This is a genomic window from Companilactobacillus futsaii JCM 17355 (genome assembly GCF_001435505.1).
Classification (GTDB): domain Bacteria; phylum Bacillota; class Bacilli; order Lactobacillales; family Lactobacillaceae; genus Companilactobacillus; species Companilactobacillus futsaii.
In genome coordinates this window covers 1-21,988 of the sequence record NZ_AZDO01000009.1, presented here as the reverse complement: position 1 = coordinate 21,988, position 21,988 = coordinate 1, and the positions used below count along the sequence as shown (strand labels likewise).

Below are 21,988 nucleotides of genomic sequence, written 5' to 3'. Positions count from 1 at the left end.
AAAGTGCTCCCAAAGTTGTTAGATTATGTCTAACAATTTTAGAGCACTTCACAATTATGATTTTGCAAGGTCTTTTTTTGTATACATAATGGCTACACATCAAATAACCTTTTTGAAAGTTAATAAGCTATTATATTTTTTGATAACAGGATATTAATAAAAAGCCTAGCTATCTTTTCAGAAAATTAATTTATATTGTATGTAGTTCAAAGGAGATAAATATTATGAAATTAGTTCAAAAGAGCCTTTTGTTCGCTTCATTATTTGCAGTTGGAATGGGTGCCACAACTATTCCTATTGTTACAAATGGTAATGGTGCTGTTCAAGCTGCCACAGTCGTTAAAGGTACTACTGCTAATGCTTACTTCTTCAAAGTTGGTAAAGATAAATTTGTCAAAGGTGAAGACGTTAAGATTTTAACTAATGACAATCAAACCGATGAAGATATGGTTTCAACTATTGAAGCTAACGATTTTCGCTTGGAAGTAAACGTCCCTAAAGCTCAACTTTACAATAAAAAAGGTGAAAAGATTGGCAAGTGCTTAACTCAAGGAACAGTTTGCAAAATTGGTAATCAAAGCGCCTTCTATGACAAAACCTATTATAAAGACTTTAAAGGCAACATCTCACAAATGAACAACAGCACTCTAGTTTCATAGACATTTCGACAATGTCTCAAAATCACTACTGAATCATTTATGAGTTAAGATATTTTTGATAACAAATTAATCGTTATCATTTTATTACTGAAAGTTAGTTCAAGGAGATAAAAATCATGAAATTAATTCAAAAAAGTCTTTTGTTTGCTTCATTACTATCTGCTGGTGCTTCAGTAACCACCATTATTCCGGCCGTTTCTAATGTAGCCGTTGTTCAAGCTGCCACAAAATGTAGCTCTAGTTCAAAGATTAAAGTTAAGGTAGCCAAAGCTCAACTATATAATGAAAAAGGCAAGAAATTATCTCGTTGTTTAACTAAAGGTAAGACTTGCACACCTAAAGAAAAAACTACAATCAAAGGTCAAAAGTATTACAAAGTTGCTAAAAACGAATTCGTCAAAGTCAGCGATGTATCCCTAGAAAAATAGAATCTCTCAAAAAAAGCCCTGTTGAAATTTTCAACAGGACTATTTTTTGTTGATCAATAAAAAATTCTTACTCCAAATGATGGCTTGAAGCTATTTGAAATTGAATCAATTTTTACGTTAGTACCAGGCTTTAAAGCATTGAGATATTGATTATTGCCAAGATACAAACCGACGTGATAAGTAGCTCCGGCGTTACCCCAAAATACTAAATCACCACGTTCTAGTTGATTGAGTGAAACTTTTGTTCCAACAGATTCTTGGGGAACTGTCCACCCACCAATGTTTTGACCAGTTACTTGACGAAAAACATACTGCATCAAGCCTGAACAATCAAAGTTATTGGGGCCTTTACCATTCCAAACGTAAGGCTTACCTAGTTGTTGCTTAGCGACATTGATAACTTCATTCAGCACTTCACTTCTAGATTTACCATTTAAACTGACTGGACTTCTCTTAACAGATACTTCGCTAACTGCCGTTGAAGGTAACCAACCACCATCACTCTTCTCATACCAAATCGTATTGCCAGTTAAAACTGTTGAAACTACTTGTTCAATTTGACCAACACTAATACTATTATTCGTTGTAGAATTGAAATTACTATCTGAATAAATAGCTGTTTTCTTATTTGCCTTTACTGCAGCATAATTAGGATCCCACACTTGGGCTGATGCTTGAGTAAATTTATCATTATGAATCTTAGTAAAGGCTCCCGAAATCCATTGATCACTACCAATTTCATACCAAGCATCTCCATTGAAATCAATGACCTTGTCAAAGAACTTCCAACTAGTTCCATTGGCTAATTTTCTACCGGTAGCAACTTTATCATTCCCAAAGCCTTGCCATAAATCAGTTCCACTGTCAGGAGCATAGGCAATCGTAGCTGTTCCTGTATTTTTAACTTCGATACCATTGTACTTTGCCGCATCATCGCTGTTGATCCACATGTCAGTAGCAATTTGATACCATGTTTTGCCATTAATATTATCAACTCGACTGTACTTCCACATACTATCTTTAGCCAATTTATTATCAGCTGCGTTATATTTACCATTGTCGTAGCTGTAAACTAAAGCCCCGTTATTTCCAACCTTGACCGTTCCAGTACTGGCTTGTCCGTGTTGTAATTCAACATCACTTGCTTTGACAAATTCATTAGTCGCAACACGGTAGACTGAACCAACACTATTTAAATCAACCTTTTGATCGGTAACCCAAGGCGTATTAACTGCTAAAGCACGATTACTGATCAAATTTCCATCACTATTGTACAAACGTGCCATATTTTTAGTTGTAACGATCCCCTTAATACTGTCAGCTTTAACTGGCTTAGTAAAAGACACTGCTCCTAAGACACTGGCACTAATTAAGAATGTTGTGATAATCTTTTTCTTCATGTTTTTCCCCTATAAAACAAATTATGAAATCACTATTAGTTTAGTATCTTCCTGAATCAAGTACAATCGAAAAAATCTATTCAGACATAGTTCGTTGCGACTAATCTGAATAGATGCTTTTTTTATATATTTTCTTTAACTACTAAATATTTAACGAGAATAGTATTTTTTTCATAAACTTCAATTGATTTTAATTTAAATCCAACTGGTTGATGATTCTTGCTAAAGGCACCGTTAAATACTGGAGTACTATCGGTTGTTCCATCAATGGCAGGGGCAATAACAAAATTAACCTCATCACATAGACCAGCAGAAACAAAACTCCAATTTAGGATTCCACCACCACCTAGCATGACATGCGTCATCTTGAGCTTAGAATACAGTTTTGACAACATTAATTCTAAATCAATCTCAGTAGTTCCACAGATTATGTAAGGGATGTTTTTTTCCCTTAAAAAGGCTTTATACTTATTTGATACTTGCTCAGTAATAACTTCCAGAACATTTGCAGAATGACCATTATAAGCCGTTAAATTACTCTCCCATCCCAATTTTCCAGTACGGTCTAAGGCAATATAGTATCGGTTAGCATTTTGGTCTGGCAAGAAATCGCCACTAGGTACGGGTACATTGTTTTCGGACAGGCTTGAAATTTCGTGAGTAAAGTATGAAAGTGAAGTTTTACTACCATAAAGCCATCCTTGAAAGTGGAAATTTTCGCCATCTTTATCGTCAAAATTCAATTCATTAAAGACTTCTCCGGAATTTTTGGCAGCTGGTGCTTTGCCAAAAGGACCTGTAATTTGACCATCAATGGACATGAGAATATAAAGTGTTACAAAAGGTCGTGTAATCATTCGTTAGATCTCCTCCATATTATTTATATAATTAACATAAAATCGTTAGACGTTAAGCTATAATTTAATTTGGAAATACTCAAATTGCATTTCTGAGCCTCACATATAGCTGTTTAACATTTTAAAAGTATAACGCTATTTTAGTGAATGTAAATATGAACAAGATATTTTAGGATAAATATAATAATGATAAAATTTGAAAATAAAATAAAAAATACCCTATTCGATTGTAACTTTCTAGAACGACTAATTTGCTTTAGAAAATCACTTTTTGTTTGGCATAGCAATTGATAGTTATTTCTATAATAAAAAAAATGGGAGAATACTGATGGAACTAAGAGCGTTAAACTATTTTTACGTCGTGGCAAACGAATCAAATATTACTAAAGCTGCCGAGACATTACATGTCACCCAGCCAACGTTATCACGACAGATTAAGCAACTGGAAGATGAATTGGGTACTAAATTATTTGCCCGAGGTCAACATGGTATAACATTAACAAACGATGGTCGACTGTTACGGCATCGTGCCGCCGATATTTTAGGATTAGTTGAAAAAACTGAACTTGAGATTTCTAGAAATGATCAGTTTATTTCTGGTGAAATCCGTTTAGGATGTGGTGAATTAAAAAGCATGAATCAACTAGTAACTAGTATGTCGGAATTTCGACATCTCTATCCAGAAGTTAGTTTTCATATGCATACTGGAGCTGCAAGTGAAATTAAGGATCGATTGCATCAAGGTTTATTAGACGTTGGCCTACTGATGAATCCAACGGACCTAGGAGATTACAATTCACTTGAACTGAATGAACAGGAGAAAATTGGAGTATTAATTGCCGAAGATTCTCCACTTGCTAATTTGGCTGAGATCCATGCTAAGGATCTAGAGAATGTACCTCTCATCATGATGAACCAACTTATGGTTCGTAATAGTGTCATCAATTGGTTAGGTGATTTTTACAGTTCTAGTAATGTAGTGGCAACTTATAACTTACTTTATAATGCCGCATTGCTAGCACGTACTGGTGTGGGTGTTGCATTTGGATTGCGCCTAGATAGTCATTTTGAAGGGGTTGTGTTTAAACCAATAGCACAAGAGATAAAGAGTAAGAGCTTTTTAGTTTGGGAAAAGCAACGGCAACTATCATCTACAGCGAACGCCTTTATTGAACATGTCAGAAATACAAAATAGTAATATCTAAAAGTTTGATATAAGCATTTAACATTCCTACAGTGTGTCTATATAATAAACTCATGCTTTAAGAGAGCAACTAAGAAAAAGAAAGCTGAAATTTTATTATGGACAATTACATTTTTGAATTAAGTGATAAAGTAACTAGAACCACGGTTTCGTATCCTAACCGATTTGGAATTAATTTGGATGCAGATTTATATTTGCCGAAGGAATTTGATGCATCACAACAACATCACGCTATTCTTGTTGGGGGCCCTTACGGTGGAACTAAAGAACAAGCTCCTGGTATTTATGCTCAAACAATGGCTGAACGAGGATTCGTTGCTTTGGCCTTTGATCCATCCTTTTATGGATATAGTGGTGGACATCCACGTTTCGTTTCATCACCTGAAATTTACGTTGAAGATTTTAGTGCCGGAGTTGATTATCTCGGAACACGTGAATTTGTAAATAAAAATCAAATCGCTGCTATTGGTGTTTGTGGTAGTGGTGGATTTGCATTAAGTGCAGCACAAATTGATCCTCGTATTAAGGCAGTTGTAACTACGAGTATGTATGATATTTCTCGTTACATTCGCAATGGTCTTGGAGACACTCAAACTGAAGAACAACGTAAACAATTGTTAAATGAGATTGCAGAACAACGCTATGAAGATTTTAAAACTGGCCGACCAGTACTTGAATCTCGTAGTATGCAACTCTCAGCTTTAACTGAAGAAAATCCAACTCCAGTAGCTAAAGAATTTGCTGATTTTTATCTTCAGCCACGTGGATATCATCACAATGCATTGGCACAACACACCATGTCAAGTATGCCTGCCTTTATGAATTTTTCACTATTAAATCACGTTGATGATATTGCACCTCGTCCAATCCTATTAATTGCCGGTGAAAATGCCCATTCACGTTACTTCAGTGAAGATGTTTACAAACAAGCTAAGGATCCTCGAGAATTATTCATCGTACCTGGTGCAAATCACGTTGATCTATACGACAAAGTAGACCTAATACCATTCGATAAAATTACTGAATTTTTAACTAAGAATGTATAAAAAAGCACTTTGGATAGGAGTAGCGTTATTAGTTATTGGGATTTTCGTAGTTAGTGCTGAAATCCGTTCTCAACAAATTACCGACTCAATAACTACACAAAAAGTACGCACACATAAGAGAATGCTTAATCTAGAAATTAAACAAAAGAAATTAACGGCAACTATGGTTGATAATTCATCGACACGAGCTTTAAGTAAATGGCTAGCCAATGGTCCTAAAACGATTAAATTAAATGATTTTGAAAGAATGGAAAAAGTTGGTGACTTGGGAGAGAATTTCCCAAGTAATGATACATCGATCACGACTAAAGCGGGAGATCTTATTTTGTATCAAGGAAATAAATTTGTTTTGTATTATGCACCTAACTCATGGAATTTTACCCGACTAGGAAAAATTAATGACATTAATGCTAAGCAATTGAAAGAATTAATTGGTACAGAAAGTGTTACCGTCACACTCTCAATAGATTAGGAGGAAAATTTGTGGAATTAAATGAAAAAGTTATTATGATTACCGGTGCTTCAAGTGGAATCGGTGCTGCAACTGCAAAGCGTCTAGCTAGTGCCGGCTCCAAATTAGTTTTAATTGCTCGGCGTGAAGACAGACTGAATGAAATTCAAAAAGAATTTCCAGAGGCTGAAATACTAATTGAGTCGCTTGATGTCACAGATTACACAGCATTTAAAACTGCTGTTCAAGATACAATCGATAAATTTGGTAGAATCGATGTTTTGTTTAATAATGCAGGAATTATGCCTAACAGTCCTTTAGCTGAAAATCGCCGTAAGGACTGGCAGCGTATGCTTGATATAAATGTTATGGGCGTTCTAAATGGTATTTCCACTGTATTACCAACTATGGAAAAACAACGTTCAGGACATATACTAACAACTAGTTCTACTGCTGGACATAAAGTATTTCCGGGCTTTGCAGTCTATAGTGGTACTAAGTTTGCCATTCGTGCAATCATGGACGGTTTAAGGCAAGAGGAAGCCATGAACCACATTAAATCGACAATTGTTACACCTGGTACTGTTGATACGGAACTGTTCAATACAATTCCTGACGCAGAAGCTCGCTCAGCAGAAGCAGCTCTGCATGAAAATGTTAATAGATCACTTTCCGCTGATCAAGTTGCTGTTGAAGTCGTACACGCAATTGATTCACCCGATAATGTTTCAATTAGTGAAATCAATGTACGTCCTATTGAACAATTAGCCTAATCAAATTTTGATTGCTAGAAAATGTTAGTAGATATTATTAATAACGTACATATAAAAATATAAGCAAATAGCATCTGTCTAGAATATGAATCCAGGTTTGGAACTTATCTTCTAGTACAGATGCTATTTTTGTACATTAAATTTTTAGAAATTTAACAAGGAATTAGTATAAATAGTTCAATTGATATTATACTTTTGAGAAGCCACGAATACTCCTTTGTAATTGGTTTCGACGCCTTAATTATAATGATATGAGTAAACTCATATCTATTTTTATACAATAAAACCCCAGCATGCCGGGGCTATTTAGTTATATTCATCCTTAAACCTTTAGATTTGAACATAAAAATATAGAATTTCTAGTCCGGAATTCCGCGCCGATCTAATTTAAGAAAGTATTCCATTGTTCTATTTATTTTTCACTTTTAAAGCGACTGATCACAAAACCAAGTATCAAACCACACAAAGCCGGTACTACCCAGCCCAAGCTCAATTGTGACAATGGTAAATAATGATTCCAAACTAAAATTTGTTTAATAAAATTACTTTGCATAGCCCTAGGTAAAGCGGCAATTCCAGCAAATAAAGCTGGTATCAAAGTAAATAAAATTGTGATGCCAAACAACCATTTTGACTCACCAATAATTGGATTCAACACCGAAATGATAATCAAAACAATAGCTAACGGGTACAAAAACATCAAAACTGGCGTTGAATAATTGATTAGCTTCGTTAAACCAATATTAGCAACTAAAAATGACAAACCAATTGCAAAGGCTAATACAGCTTGATAATTGAATTTAGGAAACATCTCTGTTGCTGTTTCACTAAAGGCTGAGGTTAAACCAATCGAAGTTTTTAAACAGGCAACAATTGCAATTAAAGCTAATAACAAACTACCAAAAGAGCCAAAATAATAATTGAATACTTGAGCCAAGGTCACTCCACCGTTAGATGCCAAAGGAAATTTATTAACACTCATCGTTCCTATCAAAGCTAAAAAGGCATAAATAACTCCCATCAAAATCACACTGATCAAACCAGATTTAATCGTATCTTTAGCAATCTGTTGGGGATGTTTCACTCCTAGCGATTTGATCGTATCTATCACTACTACTCCAAACGCTAACGAGGCTAAAGCGTCCATCGTATTATAGCCTTCGGTAAAACCACTCAATACTGCATGATCAACGTATTGGCCTTGAGGTGTGATATTTAAACTTCCCATTGGTCTGATAAAGGCAGTTACTACCAAAATTCCTAACAAAACCAAAAATATTGGCGTCAACCATTTTCCAACATAGGTCATCAATTTACTGGGTTTTCTCGCCAACCAAAAAGTTAAACCAAAAAATAGTGCTGAAAAAAACAACAAGACAAAACTTTGATGATTTTTACTAATAAATGGTGCCAAACCTAATTGAAAGGAAATCGTTGCTAAACGAGGGATGGCAAACAGCGGTCCCATCGTCATATACAACAAAATCGTAAAAATATAAGCAAAGGGGCGATTAACTTTTTCCGCTAAGTCAAAAACACTATTGCTACCAGTCATTCCCATACTAGCTACCCCTAAAAGTGGCAGGCCCACTCCGGTTACTAGCAATCCGACAATCGCACCAAAGACATTACTCCCCGCTTGTTGTCCTAAAAATACTGGAAAAATTAAATTTCCGGCTCCAAAGAACAATCCAAATAACATTGAACCGATAAAAAATAAATTTCTCCAAGTTAACTTTTCATTCATAAATAACTACTCTCTTACTTTAAAAATACATTTATTTATAATAAACGAATCCTAGACTTAGGACAAGAAAAAGCCGAGACATTAGTCATCCCGACTTTTAATTAAACGCTATCAACCAAGCTCCAATGAATTTGACCTTGATATTTACCAGCTATATTATCCTGATCATCATGCAACAAAATACCTTTGTCATTAGCCCAGCTTCCACTAACATCAGTTGTTTTAGAGTCAGACGATGGATCTTGGGCAATCAAAACATTTTGATTCAACATTGAAAAATCATTGTCATTCTTATTACGATAAAACATTGGTCCAATAACTTGAGAAGCATCATCCTCTAAAGTTAATTCAGTTCCATTTGCCGTCAATGTCCACGGCGTATCAGTGCTAATTACTGAAACTTTCCAATGTCCTTTTCTTTTAACGTATCCATCCGATGCCACTTTATTAATGTCTTTGAATGAATAATTTGGATCAACATCTAATTTCAATTGCTTGCCTTCAACTTTAATTTGATAAGTAATTGATTGACTGACCCGATTCATACTATCAATCGCATAGACTGTAATTGTATGCACACCTGTACCCAAATAGTCTGCACTAAACTGCGTAGAATTAGCTATATCACTAGCAATATTATAAGAAGTTTTGCCATCCGTTGTTGAGATGGTTGCTTTGGTGGCTGTTTTATCATCTACTTTCGTATACAACGTAACACCCTTTGTATCAAAACTAGAATTATTGAGATAGTTCATGGCTAAATTCAAATTAACTTGATTATTTGATTCATTTCCGGTCTGAATCGTTCCTAAATCCAAATTATCATTCGTCGTTAATTGCAGACGGTCATTGATAATAAATGATGGACTCATAATATCGTCTAAGAAATATAAACTTTGATATGATGCATGCTGACCTTTGACCGTTGTTGGTGTTGTCTGTGCGTCAGCAGTACCGAAGAGTTCAACTTTAATATTTTCATTCTCATTGTTTAAAGCATCTAAACTTAATGTCACCTTATTATCGCTTGTCAAACTGGCTACTGAAATTGGAACAGTTCTATTTTTTGATTCATCGGAAAAGCCAGAATAAATTATCTGTCCGATGTTGTTATCTTCATCCGGACTAAAATCAACGTTTGATGGCAAAGTAATCTTCGTTGTGATATCACTTCCCGTTCCTTCAAAACCTGAAATGTAATTCAAATTATAATTTAAACGTAATTTGTCTCCATTGGCCACGTTATAATCTGGATCCTTGGTGGCTGCTGTAATAGAAACTGGACGTTTATCCAAATCTTTAATTTCACGTCCTAAATTACCATCAGTACCATACTGCGACAAATCATAAAGTTTAGTGGTAGTTTCGATATTAGCAACGTTTGGCATTTGTTGCATGATAATCGCAAACGTTGAAGGTGAAGAATTCTGCGACCCTGTAGAAGCTGTGAATCCCCAGCGAACTTTGGTATTTCCGTTCCGCATAAATTTGCTGATATCAACTGTCACATTAGTCTTTTTATCATAATCAAGGTAGCTTTTTAAGGTGCCATCGTATGCTTTATCATTAAAAATATACGACATTTTGGCCAAAGTTGATCCAGCTGCAGGTGGCGTGTAACTAAGTTTGAAATGATGCCATGAATTATATACATTCGTTGCTGAATCACTCGTATACCCGGTTAAGTACATACTATGAATTACGTCGCGGTGATTTAAACCGTAATAATAGTGATTCTTATATCCTTGAAATAAGGAAAACCAGCTATTATTTTTTCCATAATAAGTATTGGCACTATCATTAGGATTACTCCCCATATTCGCATCGGTATTATTTTGATTGATACCGACATTAGCTGGATAATCCCAAGCCATATGTTGGCCCTTTGCAATCTTTACCCCGCTGTAAGTCAAACCATCAAAATAATCATCATAGTTACTACCAGAAACCGCCGGACTAGAATTTTGCAAAGTATCAAATTCTAAGGCCCAACTGTTTTGAATTGCACCAAGACTTGGATCAATAAAATTGCTTAACGTATTATCACTAGAACTTGCAACACCCCAAACGCCTAAACCCTCACCAAAAGCAGTCTTACCTTCATTAGCTGAGGTCGCAATCGCCTGAGTTCCTCTAGTATCATCCTGCAAGACGAATGCTAAACCATCGGGAAGATTCTTAGCTGTATCGTCACTGGATCCTGAATAAGCGCTTTTATCACCCATATACAGCCAAGCAGATATAACTTGAGGCTTACTGAGATCAAAATAATTATTAACGCTAGAACTACCACCATTATCACCAGATAATTTACCCCAGAAAGAACTAGTCTGCTCTTGACCACCATCACTGCTTAATAATTGATAAATATCAGTCGAATTATCATAAGTAGTGTTACCGGCCTCAAAAAGTTTAGCGTTATTAACCGTTCCATCTTTATAAGTATCGGCCTTTGATACAAAATCCTTCATTGCAATTCCTGGAGGTGTAGTTTGATATACCTCAGATGTGGTGGGCGGTGTGGCAGCCGCTTGGGCCATATTTATTGGCAATAGACTTAAACAAATTGTAAAAGCAATAAATATATTAATAATTTTTAGTAATTTATTTTGCATACGCAATTCCCCCTTCTCCTATTTAAGAATTACGTTTTTGTTTAAAATAATCCCAATATTATTTATATTTATTATACATGTAAGCCTTACCAATTAATATCCATAATTTATTATAAAATATATTAATAATTTGATATCAAAAAAGACATCCCTAATTGAAGGAATGTCTTAAATAAAATCAAATTAAGCTAAGTATGTATCTTCAACCCATTCGTTAGTAGCAACACGGTAGTATGTGTGACCATTGTATGACTTAGTTTGGTCAGTGTACCAAGGTGTGTTATTTGCCAAAGCACGATTAGTGATCTTCTTAGCAGAGCCATCACTGTTGAAAGCTACTAATGGTACATAACTACCATTAGTATTGTTTACACTAATAGTATTGCTGTTAGTTTGTGAGCCACCATTTGTTTCAGCATTACCATCATATTGAGTCAAATTGTAAGTTTGAATCAAGTTGTTCAATGATGAAGCATAGTTTGGAGCTGTTGCATATCTACCTTGTAGCCAAGCAGTAGCATCCTTATATGAACTAGTGTTTTCTTTCCAAGTACCGCTGTAATAACTTGAATTCCATGAAACACCGTTACGAAGCTTGTTACCATTGTCAGCAAATGATTCGTAATAACTTGGGTACTTTCTGAAGTTAGCATTGATTGTATACCAACCTTGAGAAGCACTCCATTCTGATGTTGGCATTGTTACATAGGCGCCATTGTAGTCACCCTTAATACCAAAAAGGTTGTGACCTTGTGTAGCTAAAGTTGAAGTACCCCATGCACTTTCAAGAATAGCTTGAGCCAACATAACTGAAGTATAAACCCCATATTGTGAAGCTGCTTTTTGAGCCATTGGCACAGCAGTATTTAAGAAAGCTTGTTGTTGTGCTTGTGTTACACCTGAAGCAGCTTGAATAATTGCTGTAGTTTTTGAAGCATTGGCTACAGATTCACTGGCTGCTTGAACAGTTGCAGAATTAGCAACAGTTGTATCAGCTTTCTTTTCATTTGATCCGGCAATGATATTAGTTTTATTATCTTCTGATTTATTATTTACTTGTTCGGTACCTGCTTGTGATGCGGCTTGACTTGCATCCTCAGTTGTTGCAGCTGACACTACGGAAGGTGTAGCGGTTGCAGCTAATGTACCAAGTACTAAAGCACTTGTAAGTAGATTTTTTTTAGACATAGATTGGTTACCCCTTAATAAATAATCTAGTTATAGACTACTATTTAAAAAAAGCACTTTCAATAAAACTCGAGATTTGTAACAAGAATTAAACATTCGAAAATAAATTGTAATTTTTTGTCGCTTGACTTTAAGAATTTCTTAAGAATCTAAAGATTTTCTATACCTAATCAAGGAAAAGTACTGAAATATTGCTAAAAATCCCCGAATAATTACAAGAATATTACGAATAATCATTAATAAAATAATCGGTAGTTAGAATTATATTATTTGAAATTTTGAGATAATAAATCTCAAAACACTACAGTCTCAAGCTTTACAAAGCACTTTTCTTCAACCTCCTTTTTTGTGAATTTTTGTACTACCATTAAAATTTTACAATAAAAAAAACCGCCATTCAGCGATTTCCTATAATTTTGAACTTAACTTAACATCTGGATATTTGTTAGCAAACCAATTTTCCGCAAATTTATTTTCAAATAAGAATAGTGGCTTGTCATCCAAATCCTTAACTAACATATTTCTAGTTGATGACATAGCGGGATCTAATTGTTCTGGATCGATCCATCGGGCAATTCTTGAACCGATTGGTTTCATGACAACGTCACAATTATATTCATTCTTCATTCTAAATTGGAAGACTTCAAATTGTAGTTGACCAACAGCACCCAAGATATAGTCGTTAGTAGTATATTTCTTATACAGTTGAACGGCACCTTCTTGAACTAACTGTTGCATACCTTTATGGAATGACTTTTGTTTCATAACATTTTTAGCTTGAACTTCCATAAACATTTCCGGTGTAAATTGTGGCAAATCTTCAAATTGAACAGCTTTTTTACCTGTATAGATCGTGTCGCCAATTTTGAAGTTACCAGTATCATAAAGACCTACGATATCGCCGGCCACAGCTGTCTTAACAGTTTCTCTTTGATCAGACATGAATTCAGTCGCATTGTTCAAACGCATGACCTTGCCAGTTCTTTGTAGCTTAACATCCATTCCACGAACAAATTCACCTGAACAAATTCTGACAAAGGCGATTCTATCACGGTGATTGGGATTCATATTAGCTTGAATCTTAAAGACGAAACCAGAAAATTCTGGGTCATCAGGTTTAACGACTTCCTCACTGTCTTGTTGCTTGTGTTCAGCAGGAGCTGGTGCCAAATCCAAGAATGTATTCAAAAATGTTTCAACTCCAAAGTTTGTCAAAGCAGAACCGAAGAAGACTGGAGTTTGATTACCAGCTTGAATCTTTTCAAGATCAAATTCATTACCGGCTTCTTTGATCAGGTCAACTTCACCTTGAGCTTGTTCGTAAACGCCCTCTTCCTCGATTGGATTGTGTTCGACTAATTGACCTTCATCATTCATCGGTAAGAAACGATCATCGCCATCTTTTCGGTAAAGTTCCAAACGATTGTTGCGAATATCGATCAAACCTTTTAATTCCTTACCCATACCGATTGGCCAGTTCATTGCACAACCTTCGATATTTAGTAATTCTTCAAGTTCAGCAATCAAGTCTAGTGGGTCACGACCATCACGGTCCAACTTATTCATAAAAGTAAAAATTGGAATACCGCGCTTTTTAACAACCTTGAATAACTTCTTAGTTTGAGGCTCGATACCCTTAGCAGAATCGATAACCATGACAGCCGCGTCGACCGCCATCAAAGTACGATAAGTATCTTCAGAAAAGTCTTCGTGTCCTGGGGTATCCAAAATATTGATATCCTTGTCATGGTAATGAAATTGCATAACAGAACTAGTAACAGAGATACCACGTTTTTTTTCGATCTCCATCCAGTCACTAGTTGCAAATTGTCCAGATTTCTTAGCTTTAACTGTACCGGCAGAACGAATAACCCCACCAAAATACAACATTTGTTCAGTAATAGTAGTCTTACCAGCATCCGGGTGAGAGATGATAGCAAAAGTTCTACGTTTATTAACTTCTTGTTCTAATTGTTTTTGATCCATTTTTTAAGAGCGTAAAAAGTAAATTTCTACGCATTTCCTTCCTATATATAATTCCTCGAAAAAAAAGAAATACACTAGTATTTCTCTTTATACATATTAGTAGTTACATTCTTTATTTTATCATCTGGAACTGTCACGATAACATTTTCAATTCGAGAACCATTCAATTCTCCAGAGGTAATCGTAACTCCATCACCTAAGGTATATGATTCAGGATGCTTAGCGTCAGGGATTTCTCCAATCTTCATAATCAAATACCCAGCAATAGTATCGACATCGTCAACTTGAACTTCTTCTTCAAAAAGCTCATCAAAATCTTCAATTGTCATCAAACCAACGACAGAAAACTTATTAGCTCCTAATCTTTGGAAATTTTTAGTTACTGGATCGTATTCATCATCGATTTCACCAACAATTTCTTCTAGAATATCTTCAATCGTTGCTAAACCGACGATCCCTCCGTACTCATCAACGACCATTGAAATTTGTGTTTGCGTACTACGCATTTTCAACAATAATGTATCAATATTAGTAGCTTCTGGAACAAACAATGGCTCGGTCATAATTGACTTCAAATTGATTTTATCAAAACCAACTTCACGCGACTTCTTTAATAAGTCCTTGATATGAATAATTCCAATGATATTATCCTTATCGCCACCATAGACCGGAATTCGAGAATAAGGTTGATTCAAAATGGCATCGATATTTTCACTGACCGAATCATTGATATCGATCATGAAAGTATCCGTTCTTGGCACCATGATCTCTCGAGCTGTCTTATCTCCAAAGCGAATAATTCCTTGTAACATTTGATATTCATCAGAATTAATCGTTCCACTATTACGAGACTTTCTCAAGGTCGCAATCATTTCATTTCGAGTAATTGGTTCATCCCCTTGATCAAAATCAATCGGTGTGATTTTAATCAACAGATTAATCGTTGCCTCCAACAACCAAACAAACGGTTTCAAAATCAAGCCGAAGAAACTAATCATTGGTTGGGTAAAACTAGCAACTTGATAAGGTCGTTGTAACGCTATACGTTTGGGATACAATTCTCCTAAAACTAACGTGATAAATGATAGGATAATCGTTATAACGATAACAGAGATTTCTTTACTCCCTGGGAAGTCCCCAATCAAGATTTCCATTCTAGTACTCAAAGTAGTTGCTGCACTGGCTGATGATAAGAACCCAGCTAATGTAATCGCCACTTGGATCGTTGACAAAAATTTATTTGGTTCATTGATCATATGTAAAATTTTCTTGGCTTTTTTACTGCCATCTTTTACTTTTCCCTCAACGGATGTTTTATTCACGGATACGATTGCCATCTCGCCTGCTGCAAAAAAAGCATTTAATAACGTTAAAACTATTATTAAAATCAGCTGCCCAGAAAGCGACGCTCCAGAAGAGTCACCACTCATTTAACTCGCACTCTCTTTCATATGTAAACTTAAATATAAACAAAACAATTATAACAGGTGTTATTGTATTCAACAATAAGCCTTTTTAATGATAAAATAGGACTATCAGTATATAGGGAGTTTTCTAAAATGTCTAATAAAAAAATTGCGGTAATCTACTTATTTTTCTTTATAATCCCTTACATTCTTTGTTTGTCGATTATTGGCGTTTCTTATAATTCATTAGTTTTACACGCTTTAACTTGGAGAATTATCGTTGGCGGAATTGTCGGTGCCTTTGGTATGTTTGCGGTCAAAGTTATTGCCCAACGTCCCGTTTTGATTATGTATCGCAGTTCAACTCGCAAAATATTAAAAGAATTGCTTTTCTTCTTCATTTTGGAAAGAAGTAAATTAGTTATCGGTGCTAATTTAGCTGTTGATTTTTGTTTATCGGTTCTCAGTATCTACTTGGTAGCAACATTTTTACCATTAACTTTAATCCTTGGTCGAACACTCGGCTGGTTGGTCCTAATCCTAGTCGTATCACTTACTTTGGCATCTTATCTTGAATTTGAATCACTTTCGATTTACTCAGAGAAAAAGAAATAATCCTTGACTTATCAATTTTTTAATTGTAAATTTGAGTCATCTTAATTGCAGGAGGAATTAGACATGTTGAATTTTAATCAAAAACAAGTTGAATCATGTTGTTGTGTAGTAATGAACGAACATTACTATACTTTTTCAGCATGTCTAATACCACTCAATTGATAATCAAGTAGTGCAAACTAAAACTATCAAGCGAAGTTGACATTAGTCAGCTTCGCTTTTTTTGTTTTTCTACTTAGGAAGGAGTTACTTGTGGAACCTATCAAAATTGGAATTCTTAATTTAATGCAAAACAAGCTTGAAACTATGCGTAATTTTCAAATAGCCCTAGGTGATAAAGTTGAAACAAAATTTTATTATTCAGCCACACGCTACGTTGACCGTCGGCTTGATTCAAGAATCACTGACAATATGCAACCATTAGATTTAGATGAAATCAAAGACCTAGACGGTTTTATCATTACCGGCAGTCCAGTTGAGAAATTAGATTTTCCTCAAGTTTCGTACTTTGATGAAATCAATGATTTAATCGATTTACTTGATCAATTAAATATTCCTCAGCTCTATGTCTGTTGGGGCGCCATGGCCGCCTTGAATAAACTATATGACATTGATAAAAAAGTTTTACCGCATAAAACCTTTGGAGTTTTCCAAAATCAAATTTTAATTGACACTCCACTGCTCAATAATATCAGTGATAATTTTCCAGCACCACATGCTCGTAATGCTGAAATGGATCACCAGCAACTGATGGAAAACCCTGATCTAGTGATTGATGCTGTCAGTGAAAATGGTTTGTTGACTTTGGTTGAATCAATTAAAAAACATCAGACGTTTATTTTCTCACATTTGGAATACCAAAAAGATGGACTAGATGATGAATTAAAACGTGAACAAGAAAGTCCTAAGATTAAACATCCCATGCCCGCTACGGGTTATTATTCACCACTAGATCATCAGCCAGTATTTTCTTGGAAACAAACTCAACAGAATTTTTACAATAATTGGCTACAAACAGTCAAAGAACATAAATTAACTACTTGCTAAGGAGAGAATCATTATGACAAAAATTGCACAAAATATTACTGAACTTATTGGAAACACACCTATCGTAAAACTCAACAAAGTCGTCCCAGAAGATGCCGCTGATGTTTATGTTAAGTTAGAATTCTTCAATCCTGGTAGCTCAATTAAAGACAGAATCGCCCTTTCAATGATTGAAGCTGCTGAAAAAGCTGGCAAGATCAAACCTGGTGATACTTTAGTTGAACCTACATCTGGCAATACTGGAATCGGCTTGTCACTCGTTGCTGCTGCTAAAGGCTATCACTTGATTATTACCATGCCTGAAACTATGAGTATTGAACGTCGTAAATTGATGCAAGGCTATGGTACTGAATTGATTTTGACACCCGGTTCAAAAGGTATGGGTGGAGCTATTAAAAAAGCCACTGACTTAGCCAACGAAAATGGTTATTTCATGCCAATGCAATTCCAAAACCCCGCTAATCCTGCCATCCACGAGGCTACAACTGGAAAAGAAATCATTGAGGCTTTCGGTGACACTCTAGTCGATGGTTTTGTCGCCGGTGTTGGTACTGGTGGCACTCTCTCAGGTGTTAGCCACGCTTTGACTAAGGCATATCCCGATATACAAGTTTATGCCTTAGAAGCCGCTGAATCTCCTCTATTAAAAGAAGGAAAAACTGGTGCTCATAAGATTCAAGGTATCAGTGCTGGATTCATTCCTGATACTTTGGATAAGAATTCATATTCAAATATCATTGAAGTAACTAGTGATCAAGCTATCAAGATGGCTCAAGAAGTTAGTCACAAAGAAGGTTTCCTACCAGGAATTTCAGCTGGTGCTAATATCTTTGGTGCTATTGAAATTGCTAAGAAGCTTGGTAAAGGCAAAACGGTCGTAACCGTCGCTCCTGATAATGGTGAAAGATATCTTTCAACTGATTTATTTAAGTTTTAGCAAGACATAATCTTTTTAACAAGCCTTAATTTATGCGAGAATAGTAAATGATGATTTTCTATATATAGGGGGATTTCTAAAAATGAAAAAGCGTATTGCTTTAATATTAACTACACTTGTGGCCTTGATCTTAGTTTTGACAGGTTGCTCAAGTAACAAGAATGCTAGTGACACTAAGACTAAAGGTACACTAACAATTGGTTTGGAAGGAACTTATGCTCCTTACTCATACCGTGAAGATGGAAAATTAAAGGGGTTTGAAGTTGACTATGGTAAAGCTATTGCCAAAAAACTCGGTCTCAAAGCTAAGTTTGTTCCAACAAAATGGGATTCATTGATTGCTGGTTTGAATTCTAATACTTTCGATGTCGTTATCAATAATGTGGCTGAAAATGCTTCACGTAAGAAACAATATCTTTTCTCAATGCCTTACGTCTACTCAAAATCCGTTGTTATTACTAAAAACGGTTCAGGTATCAACTCTGTTGACGATATCAAGGGTCAAAAGATTGCTGCTGGTACTGGTACAGATAACTACAACAACGCCAAGAAATTCGGTGCTGACATAGTTCCTTCGAGTGATTTCCAAACTTCAATGTCAATGATCGATCAAGGACGTGTCAAAGGTGCCTTTAATTCCAAAGAAGCCTTCTTAACATGGAAGAAAGATCACAAGAATACTGACCTTAAGTACATCACTATTCCAGAAAGCAAGCTCAAATCTTCAAAAATTGCTCCAATCTTCAATAAAAAGTCAACCAAGTTAAGTAAAGACGTAACTAAAGCTACTAAAGAACTTTACAAAGATGGAACTATGAAGAAGCTTTCTATCAAGTACTTTGGTGAAGATATCACTAAAAAATAACCATTAAACCCAGGAGGATTTTTATTTCATGTGGCACATTATCATTACGTCATTACCGGAAATGCTCACTGCGATGTTGCAGTACACCATTCCGTTAGCTCTAGTTTCATTTTTCTTCGGATTGATCTTAGCCGTTTTAACAGCTTTGATTAAATTCATCCAACCTAGTGAAAACAAGTTGATCAAATACCCTTGGCTAGTTCTAAGAGCTATTGCTAATTTCTACGTTTGGGTCTTTCGTTCAACGCCATTACTAGTTCAATTGTTCATCATTTTCTTCGGTCTACCTAGTGCCGGAATTCAATTATCACCATTTATTGCAGCGGTAATTGGTTTCTCAATGAACACTGGTGCTTATGCTTCAGAAACGATTCGTTCAGCCTTGTTATCAGTTCCCCAAGATCAATGGGATGCTGCTTTCACGCTGAATTTCACAACTAAGCAAACCTTGATGAAAATCGTATTGCCTCAAGCTGTCAGAATTGCTTTGCCACCACTTTCCAATTCATTCATTAGTTTGGTAAAGGATACGTCTTTGGCCAGTTCAATCACGATTTTGGAAATGTTCCAAGTCAGTCAACAAATCACTGCTAAAAACTATCAACCATTATTAATGTACACCTTGGCTGCTGCTCTTTATGCTGTAATCTGTACTTTGCTTACTTTCTTACAACATTATCTCGAACGCAGAACTTCAAAATATGTTAAGGGGAGTGAAGCTTAATGATTTCCGTTAAAAATATCGTAAAAAAATATGATGGCAAAGAAGTTTTAAAGGATTTGAGCGTCGACTTTCCATCTGGTAAAACTACAGTTATCTTAGGACCTTCTGGCTCAGGTAAATCAACTTTATTACGTTCACTTGATTTACTCGTTCGTCCAGAAAGTGGAATCCTAGATTTTGGTGATATCAAACTAGATTATTCCCAACCTGTTTCTAAGAAACTCAGTTTTGATATTCGTAAGAAAACTAGTATGGTTTTCCAAAATTGGAACCTCTTCCCTAATTTAACAGTGTTGCAAAATATCACTACAGCACCAATTACCGTTTTGAAACAACCTAAGCAAGAAACTGAAGAAAAAGCTCGCAAATTACTAGAACAAGTTGGTTTAGGTGAATATGCTGATCGTTTCCCTAGTCAATTGTCTGGTGGTCAACAACAACGTATCTCTATCTGTCGTGCTTTAGCGATGAATCCAGAATACGTCTTGTTGGATGAACCAACTAGTGCTTTGGATCCAGAACTAGAGACACAAGTTCTTTTGATTCTTGAAGAATTAAGTAAAATGGGACAATCGATGATTATTGTGACCCACAATATGGAATTCGCTCGTTCAGTTGCGGACAAGATTGTCTTTGTTGAAGATGGCGACATCCTCTTTGATGACACTCCTGATAAGTTCTTTAACCACCCTACAACTAGAATTAAAGATTTCCTATCCGGTATTACTTTTAATGACGAAAAAACCACAAAATAAAACCTCAAAAAAAAAATCCGTATCAACTATTTTTAGTTGGTACGGATTTTTTAGTTTACATTGATTGTTTTCAAATAAGTAAATTTCTTCGTCTCATCATCAAACGAAAACTTCAAAATTGCACAATTCCGCATCTCAATATGATTTAGCAGCTCGTCTAACGGTACCCAGTTCTTCAAAAATAAATAAGTTGAGGCTCCATGACCTACTACTAAAACACGATGATGATTTTTTTGAATCATAATTTTTGTTAACGTCCTTACCATTCGGTCTTGAACTACATCAGCTGAATCGCCACCATACTGCACATAACCATCCCCGACAGAGCCGATTTTGGGATTAAAAGGTGGATTTAAACGTCGATTTTCTCCTTCTAAAAGACCAAAATTCCATTCTTTTAAGCCTTTCAAGCGTTGATATGGTTGGTCAGTAACTAATTCTAAAGTATCAACTGCTCGTTCTTGAGTGGAAGTATAAGCATAATCAAATTTAATATTGTTTTGGTGAAAGTATTTATGAACTTTCTTAGCATCAGCAATCCCTTGTTTTGTCAAAGGTGAATCGCAAACTCCCTGGTTCTTGTGTAAAACATTAAAAAGTGTTTGACCATGACGCATTAAATAGAGTGTCTTTGTCATTTTTAATCAGCTTCAACCGTTTCTTCATACTTGAAGACACCTTTGTCATAAGAAAATTTCATAGCTGAACAATTGGGGATATGAATCGTATGGTCTCTGGCCCACTTCAAGACAAATGAATGAATCACACCACCATGACTAACGGCTAAAACATTATTGACATCAGGTTGCTCCATAATTTCAGTCAAAGTTTGATTTACACGTTGTTGAACGTCATCAACCGATTCGCCACCATATTGGACGAAGAAATCTCCATATGAACCAATTTTTGGATCTGGCTTAGGATTCAATCTTTCACTCTCGCCCTCAAAAACACCAAAATCCCATTCTTTAAGACCCTTTATGCGTTGATATGGTTGATTGGTAATCAATTCCAAAGTATCACTAGCACGTTCTTGAGTTGAAGAATATGCATGATCAAAAATAATGCCTTTGTCTTTAAACATTTGTCCAACTTTTTTGGCATCATCTATTCCTTGTTGTGTCAAAGGAGAATCACAGGCTCCTTGAATTTTATGCAATTTATTAAATAAGGTTTGTCCATGGCGCATCAAATAAAGTGTTTTAGTCATTATCTTACTCACTATCTAACCTGAATAATTCATAAAAAAAGCCTTAGACTTTACAATCGCTTAAGCGATTGATGT

At 35.5% G+C, this 21,988-nt stretch carries 21 protein-coding genes; 12 read left to right on the top strand and 9 right to left on the bottom strand.

Annotated elements, in window-relative coordinates; all coding sequences use genetic code 11:
• The first annotated feature begins 224 nt into the window (after positions 1 to 224).
• Positions 225 to 659 (top strand): hypothetical protein, encoded by a 435-nt coding sequence (locus tag FC88_RS01120; protein ID WP_057811977.1) that lies wholly within the window; start codon positions 225 to 227, stop codon positions 657 to 659.
• A 116-nt stretch (positions 660 to 775) separates the two neighbouring features.
• Positions 776 to 1,087: an SLAP domain-containing protein gene (locus FC88_RS01115; protein ID WP_057811976.1), complete on the top strand. Its 312-nt coding sequence runs from the start codon at positions 776 to 778 to the stop codon at positions 1,085 to 1,087.
• Between the two features lie 53 nt (positions 1,088 to 1,140).
• Here FC88_RS01115 and FC88_RS13305 read toward each other — a convergent pair whose 3' ends face one another.
• Both FC88_RS13305 and FC88_RS01105 read right to left on the bottom strand, forming a co-directional pair.
• Complete coding sequence (locus FC88_RS13305) at positions 1,141 to 2,487, bottom strand: C40 family peptidase (protein ID WP_057811975.1); 1,347 nt, start codon at positions 2,485 to 2,487, stop codon at positions 1,141 to 1,143.
• A gap of 122 nt (positions 2,488 to 2,609) precedes the next feature.
• A complete protein-coding gene (locus tag FC88_RS01105; RefSeq protein ID WP_057811974.1) occupies positions 2,610 to 3,344 on the bottom strand; it encodes a dihydrofolate reductase family protein in 735 nt (244 codons plus the stop codon).
• 328 nt (positions 3,345 to 3,672) lie between these two features.
• On the opposite strand from FC88_RS01105, the gene FC88_RS01100 reads away from it, so the two are divergent.
• From FC88_RS01100 to FC88_RS01085, 4 genes are all read left to right on the top strand, one after another.
• Positions 3,673 to 4,539 carry a LysR family transcriptional regulator gene (locus FC88_RS01100; RefSeq protein ID WP_057811973.1) on the top strand — a complete coding sequence of 289 codons (867 nt, stop codon included), beginning with the start codon at positions 3,673 to 3,675 and terminating at the stop codon, positions 4,537 to 4,539.
• Positions 4,540 to 4,646: 107 nt separating this feature from the next.
• The gene (locus tag FC88_RS01095; protein WP_057811972.1) at positions 4,647 to 5,594 is read left to right on the top strand and encodes an alpha/beta hydrolase; all 948 of its coding nucleotides are present in this window, start codon (positions 4,647 to 4,649) and stop codon (positions 5,592 to 5,594) included.
• Positions 5,587 to 6,066 (top strand): cyclophilin-like fold protein, encoded by a 480-nt coding sequence (locus FC88_RS01090; protein ID WP_083484526.1) that lies wholly within the window; start codon positions 5,587 to 5,589, stop codon positions 6,064 to 6,066. The genes FC88_RS01095 and FC88_RS01090 overlap by 8 nt, the downstream gene beginning before the upstream one ends.
• An 11-nt stretch (positions 6,067 to 6,077) precedes the next feature.
• Positions 6,078 to 6,818 (top strand): SDR family oxidoreductase, encoded by a 741-nt coding sequence (locus tag FC88_RS01085; protein ID WP_149029812.1) that lies wholly within the window; start codon positions 6,078 to 6,080, stop codon positions 6,816 to 6,818.
• A gap of 412 nt (positions 6,819 to 7,230) precedes the next feature.
• Here FC88_RS01085 and brnQ read toward each other — a convergent pair whose 3' ends face one another.
• The 5 genes from brnQ to FC88_RS01060 all read right to left on the bottom strand — a co-directional run bounded on the left by brnQ (position 7,231) and on the right by FC88_RS01060 (position 15,784).
• Positions 7,231 to 8,565 carry a branched-chain amino acid transport system II carrier protein gene (gene brnQ, locus FC88_RS01080; protein WP_057811971.1) on the bottom strand — a complete coding sequence of 445 codons (1,335 nt, stop codon included), beginning with the start codon at positions 8,563 to 8,565 and terminating at the stop codon, positions 7,231 to 7,233.
• Positions 8,566 to 8,666: 101 nt separating this feature from the next.
• Complete coding sequence (locus FC88_RS01075) at positions 8,667 to 11,180, bottom strand: hypothetical protein (protein WP_057811970.1); 2,514 nt, start codon at positions 11,178 to 11,180, stop codon at positions 8,667 to 8,669.
• A 183-nt stretch (positions 11,181 to 11,363) separates the two neighbouring features.
• Positions 11,364 to 12,368 (bottom strand): glycoside hydrolase family 73 protein, encoded by a 1,005-nt coding sequence (locus FC88_RS13300; RefSeq protein WP_057811969.1) that lies wholly within the window; start codon positions 12,366 to 12,368, stop codon positions 11,364 to 11,366.
• Between the two features lie 408 nt (positions 12,369 to 12,776).
• Entirely contained in the window at positions 12,777 to 14,354 is a 1,578-nt protein-coding gene (locus FC88_RS01065) for a peptide chain release factor 3 (protein WP_057811968.1), read from the bottom strand.
• A gap of 74 nt (positions 14,355 to 14,428) precedes the next feature.
• The gene (locus FC88_RS01060) at positions 14,429 to 15,784 is read right to left on the bottom strand and encodes a hemolysin family protein (RefSeq protein ID WP_057811967.1); all 1,356 of its coding nucleotides are present in this window, start codon (positions 15,782 to 15,784) and stop codon (positions 14,429 to 14,431) included.
• A 129-nt stretch (positions 15,785 to 15,913) separates the two neighbouring features.
• Here FC88_RS01060 and FC88_RS01055 point away from each other — a divergent pair, with 129 nt between their 5' ends.
• The 6 genes from FC88_RS01055 (at position 15,914) to FC88_RS01030 (ending at position 20,703) form a co-directional block, all read left to right on the top strand.
• Positions 15,914 to 16,375, top strand: coding sequence for a hypothetical protein (locus FC88_RS01055; RefSeq protein WP_057811966.1), 462 nt, complete (start codon positions 15,914 to 15,916; stop codon positions 16,373 to 16,375).
• A 252-nt stretch (positions 16,376 to 16,627) separates the two neighbouring features.
• Complete coding sequence (locus FC88_RS01050; RefSeq protein ID WP_057811965.1) at positions 16,628 to 17,422, top strand: homoserine O-acetyltransferase/O-succinyltransferase family protein; 795 nt, start codon at positions 16,628 to 16,630, stop codon at positions 17,420 to 17,422.
• Between the two features lie 13 nt (positions 17,423 to 17,435).
• Positions 17,436 to 18,359, top strand: a complete 924-nt coding sequence (cysK, locus tag FC88_RS01045; RefSeq protein WP_057811964.1) for a cysteine synthase A — start codon at positions 17,436 to 17,438, stop codon at positions 18,357 to 18,359.
• Between the two features lie 82 nt (positions 18,360 to 18,441).
• Positions 18,442 to 19,224 carry a transporter substrate-binding domain-containing protein gene (locus tag FC88_RS01040; RefSeq protein ID WP_057811963.1) on the top strand — a complete coding sequence of 261 codons (783 nt, stop codon included), beginning with the start codon at positions 18,442 to 18,444 and terminating at the stop codon, positions 19,222 to 19,224.
• Between the two features lie 28 nt (positions 19,225 to 19,252).
• Positions 19,253 to 19,948: an amino acid ABC transporter permease gene (locus tag FC88_RS01035; RefSeq protein ID WP_057811962.1), complete on the top strand. Its 696-nt coding sequence runs from the start codon at positions 19,253 to 19,255 to the stop codon at positions 19,946 to 19,948.
• Positions 19,948 to 20,703 (top strand): amino acid ABC transporter ATP-binding protein, encoded by a 756-nt coding sequence (locus FC88_RS01030; RefSeq protein ID WP_057811961.1) that lies wholly within the window; start codon positions 19,948 to 19,950, stop codon positions 20,701 to 20,703. The genes FC88_RS01035 and FC88_RS01030 overlap by 1 nt, the downstream gene beginning before the upstream one ends.
• A gap of 50 nt (positions 20,704 to 20,753) precedes the next feature.
• Here FC88_RS01030 and FC88_RS01025 read toward each other — a convergent pair whose 3' ends face one another.
• The gene (locus FC88_RS01025) at positions 20,754 to 21,341 is read right to left on the bottom strand and encodes a histidine phosphatase family protein (protein WP_057811960.1); all 588 of its coding nucleotides are present in this window, start codon (positions 21,339 to 21,341) and stop codon (positions 20,754 to 20,756) included.
• A gap of 2 nt (positions 21,342 to 21,343) precedes the next feature.
• Complete coding sequence (locus FC88_RS01020; RefSeq protein ID WP_057811959.1) at positions 21,344 to 21,913, bottom strand: histidine phosphatase family protein; 570 nt, start codon at positions 21,911 to 21,913, stop codon at positions 21,344 to 21,346.
• Positions 21,914 to 21,988 lie beyond the last annotated feature (75 nt).